Here is a 4,469-nt window from a genome sequence, read left to right as displayed (position 1 = left end):
TGGGGCGGGTTCGTCCTCGACGCAGGCCACCCGACCGCCCGGTTCACGACCGACCGCCCGGCGGACGGCGAGTGGACCGTCCCGCCGGTGACCGCCCGCCACGGCGTGCCCGACGACTGGCGCTTCCTGCTCGTGCGCCCCGACGTCGATCCGGGCCGGAACGGGGAGGCGGAGGACGACGCGATGCGGGCCGCGGTCGAACGCGCGGACCCCGGCCTCGCCGACCGGATCGGCGGGATCGTCACCCGGCGGGTGCTCCCCGCGATCGCGACCGGGAACGCCGAGCGGTTCGGCGCCGCGGTCGCGGAGATCGGCCGGCTCAACGGTGCGTGGTACGCCGACGAGCAGGGCGGCATCTACCGCCCGCCCGTCGGCGACGTGGTGGCGTCGCTGTCGGCGTCCTCGGCCGTCTTTGGCGCGGGCCAGTCCTCGTGGGGCCCGACCGTGTACGGCGTCACCGACGCCGCCAACGCGGACGCCGCGGCGACCGCGGGCGAGCGAGCGCTGGAGGAGGCGGACGTGGCCGGTTCGGTCGCCGTCGTGCGTGCGGCGGAGGGCGGGGCGCGGGTGACGGAGTGAGGTGACGCGGACCGGGGTCGACCGAGCAACAACACTAAGCGGGGCGGCGACACCGTACAGGACATGACGAGCGTTCCGTTCGGCGTCGCCCGCCTCGACTCGATCCTCGGCGGCGGTGCGCCGCCGGGAACCGTCGCGCTGCTCGCCGGGGAGTCCGGGGCGGGCGCGCGCGAGTTCCTGTACACGAGCGCGGCGATGAACGCGCTCGGGCGCGCCGACCCGGAGCTGTTCGACCTGTACTACGGGGACCTGCCCGCGGACGCCGCGCTCCCCGAAGCCGTTCACTACCTGTCCTTTACCGCCGACACGAGCGCGCTCGTCCGCGAGATGCGGTACGCGATGACCGACGAGATCGTCGACGCAGCGATCGACGAGATCTCCTTCCGGGACCTCTCGCCGGAGTACTTCCAGCTGAGTCCGATCCCGCGCGACTGGTACGAAGACGAGACGGCGTCGATCACGGAGCTCGGCGACCGCGGGGAGTACGAGGACGTGCTCACGGCGTTCGGCGACTACCTCTCCGCGAACGCCGACGGGAGCCTCGTCTGTATCGACTCCGTCACCGACCTCGTCTCGATGGTCGACGAGGACACCGAGTGGAGCGACGTGGCGATGGTGATGAAGGGGCTCAAGAAGGCCGCCTACGAGTGGGGCGGGCTCATCCTCGTGTTGGTGAACACCGACTCGATCACCGACCGCGAGCTCGGCGCGCTGATGGACGCGGCGGGCGGGACGCTCCAGTTCACGTGGGAGAGCGGCGGCTCGCAGCGCGCCCGGACCATGTTCGTCCGCGAGTTCCGCGGCGTCCTCTCCCGGCTGGAGGCGGAGAACATCGTCCGGTTCGAGACCGAGATCCACGAGGGAGGCTTCGACATCAGCGACGTGCGGAAGATCCGGTGATCGGAGGCGCCGTAGCGGGCGGACCGCCGTCGACCGCCGCCGACGAACTCCGAACTCGTCCCTCCGAGTATCGATCCGGAGAACGACGCGACAGATTACTTAAGTCTGCCCTCCAAACGGGGCGTAGATGACGGAGGACTCTCGATGAGCGACCTCGATCCGACCGACCAGTCGGTCGAGACCGCCGTCGACGCGGCGATCGACGCCGTCGCCGCTGCGGCGGACGATGAGGCCGCCGAGCCCCGTGCCGACCGCGAGGAGCTGCTGAAACGGGCGATCGTTGCGCTCGCGGAGTCCGAGGGGATCGAGGTGCCGGACGCCGAGGAGGTGGCGGCGATCCGGTCGCGGCTCGACGCTCTCGACGACGAGGTCGACGAGAAGGTCGAGGACCTGCGGGACCGCTTCGTCGAGCTCTACCGCGACCTTGAGTCGAAGGCCCCGGCCGACCACGCCCACCCGGAAACCGCGCAGCGACTGGACGCGCTCGCGGCCGACCTCGACCGAATCGCTGCCCGGCTCGACGAGGTGGAGGGAGGCGCCGCGGGACGGTCGACTGTCGACGAGGCGGTCGAGGAAACCGTCGACGACCTCGACGACCGCCTGCGTCGCGTCGAGTCGCGGGCGGCGGACCTCGACGACCTCGAATCCAGGATCGACGACGTCGACGTCGAGGACCTCGACGACAAGCTCTCGCGGGTCGCGAGCGCGGTCGTCAGGGTCCGCCGTCGACTGGAGGCCGCCGAGCGCGACCGCGCCGACCGCGAGCACCTCGACGCGCTGACGGCCGCTGCGAACCGCCACGGCGTTCGGAAGGCGGCCTGCACCGACTGCGGCGGGACCGTCGGGATCGGGCTGTTGACGGCGCCCGAGTGCCCCCACTGCGGCCGGCAGTTCGCCGAACTGGAGCCGAACCCCGGCTTCCTCGGCACCTCGCGGCTGGTCGTCGGCGACCGACCGGCGCTCGACGGCGACGTGGACGCCGGCGGCGCGAGCGGCGGAGTGAGCACCCGAGACGCCGACGGTGAACGGGGGACGCGATGACCGGAGCGGACCACCCGTTCCGGGGATCGGACCGCGACGACGAGCCGAACGCCTTCGACGTCACGGACGAGGACGGAGAGGCGGACGCTCTCGACGCGCTCGACGCGCTCGACGCCCTCGAGGAGGGAGAGGAGAGCGCGAAGGACGCCGACCCGTTCGCGGAACTCGGCGACGGCGTCGACGGAGGAGAGGATACGAGGGCGTCGGCCGGCTCGGAGCCTCACGAGGTCCGCTCGCACGCGGCGCACGGTGAGGCCGACACGGCGCACGGCGAGGCCGACGCGTACCACGGCGACCCCTTCGAGGAACTCGGTTCGGTCGACGACGCGGCCGACGACCCGACGGACGCGTTCGAACGGATGGACGTGAGCGGTGCGGCCGAGGAGGACGTCTGGGAGTCCCTCGACGAGGACGCGGACGACCCGGTCGGTGCGGGCGTCCGCGGGTCGGCGGCGGTCGCGGAGGTCGGCGACGCCGCCGTCGAACACGTCGTCGACAAGCGGACGTACTGCCAGCGGTGTCCCCACTTCACCGACCCGCCCGAGGTCGCCTGCACCCACGAGGGAACGACCGTCGTCGAGGCGGTCGGCTTCGGCGAGTTCCGCGTCCGGAACTGCCCGATGGTCTCCGAGGACGACCCAGCGTTCGACGCCGACGAATGAATTGGTATCGGTTACCTATTCGTCGAACGATATCGAAAACAGTTTCTGAACAGCCTCAAGCGTTCCCGGCGTGAAACGTCGTTTACGGTGGGAATAGTCGAGAAAACGCGACGGAACGGCATCGAGTTCGGTTCGGGAGCGCTCACCGGTGCGATAGGGGATTCGATTACTGTCATCCCGCTCGTGGTCGCCCTGGCGCTGCTGACCGACGTGTCGCTGCCGCACGCGCTCGCCGGGTTCGGGGTCTTCCAGATCGTCTGGGGAGTGCGATACGGGCTGCCGATGTCCGTGGAGCCGATGAAGGCGCTGGCGGCGCTGGCGATCGCCGGCGCACTGACGTACGCCGAGCTCGCGCTCGCCGGGCTGATCCTCGGCGTCCTCCTCCTCGCGATCGGGCTCACGGGGACGCTCGCGCGGGTCGAGCGCTGGATTGGCGAGCCGGTGATCCGCGGGGTGCAGTTCGCGGTCGGGCTGATCCTCCTGCAGACCGGAGTCGACCTCGCGGTCGGCGATCCGGTCCTCGCGGCGGTCGGGGTGGCGATCGCGGGCGTCGCGGTCCTCGCCGGTCACCGGAAGGCGAGCGCGCTCGCGGTGGCGGTCGCGGGCGTCGCGGTGGCCGTCGTCGCCGCTGGCGTTCCGGCGCCGCAGTGGCCCGGGGCGCCGCCGACGCCGTCGCTGCCCGCGCTCTCGGCGGCGGTCACCAGGCGAGCGGCCGACGGCGTGGTCGCCCAGCTCGCGATGACGATCGGCAACGCCGCGCTCGCGACCTCCCTGCTGTTCGCGGACCTGTTCGACGCCGAGGTGACGCCGGACGAGCTGTCGACGAGCATGGGCGCGACGAACCTGCTCGCGGTGCCGCTCGGCGGGATCCCGATGTGTCACGGCTGCGACGGCGTCGCCGGCAAACACGCGTTCGGCGCGCGCACCGGCGGCGCGAACGTCGTCCTCGGCGTCGGCTACCTCCTCGCCGTCCCCTTCGCCACGCCCGCCCTCCTCGGCGCGTTCCCGGTGGCGATGCTCGGCGCGCTGCTCGCTATCGTCTCGGTCTCGCTCGCGCGCAACGCTCTCGACTCGGAGAACGTCGCGCTCTCGGTCGCCATCGGGGCCGTCGCGCTGGCGACGAACCTCGGCGCCGCGTTCCTGCTCGGGATCGTCGCGCACCTCGCGTGGGAGCGGGTCGGCGGCAGCGACGATCGCTTATAAGCGAACGAGGTGGCGACGAGACTGGGGCTTTGCGGGTGTTCGCCGCGTCGCCGAGGGCAACGACTCACGAGTCCGAACCAGACC

Annotated in this window: 4 protein-coding genes and 1 pseudogene; all 5 read left to right on the top strand. The window is 71.8% G+C overall.

All coding sequences use genetic code 11. From position 1 onward, the window contains the following. Positions 1–579, top strand: a pseudogene (locus U4E84_RS16245) (GHMP kinase); the annotation flags it as partial. 63 nt (positions 580–642) lie between these two features. Next, positions 643–1,479, top strand: coding sequence for an HTR-like protein (locus U4E84_RS16240; RefSeq protein ID WP_322533157.1), 837 nt, complete (start codon positions 643–645; stop codon positions 1,477–1,479). Between the two features lie 144 nt (positions 1,480–1,623). Further along, positions 1,624–2,520, top strand: coding sequence for a hypothetical protein (locus tag U4E84_RS16235; RefSeq protein WP_322533156.1), 897 nt, complete (start codon positions 1,624–1,626; stop codon positions 2,518–2,520). After that, positions 2,517–3,182, top strand: coding sequence for a hypothetical protein (locus U4E84_RS16230; RefSeq protein ID WP_322533155.1), 666 nt, complete (start codon positions 2,517–2,519; stop codon positions 3,180–3,182). The genes U4E84_RS16235 and U4E84_RS16230 overlap by 4 nt, the downstream gene beginning before the upstream one ends. Positions 3,183–3,269: 87 nt before the next feature. Continuing rightward, positions 3,270–4,385 (top strand): putative sulfate/molybdate transporter, encoded by a 1,116-nt coding sequence (locus U4E84_RS16225; protein WP_322533154.1) that lies wholly within the window; start codon positions 3,270–3,272, stop codon positions 4,383–4,385. Positions 4,386–4,469: the final 84 nt, after the last annotated feature.

The organism is Halorubrum sp. AD140, from assembly GCF_034497445.1.
GTDB lineage: Archaea > Halobacteriota > Halobacteria > Halobacteriales > Haloferacaceae > Halorubrum.
This window is presented reverse-complemented; position numbering and strand designations above follow the sequence as displayed.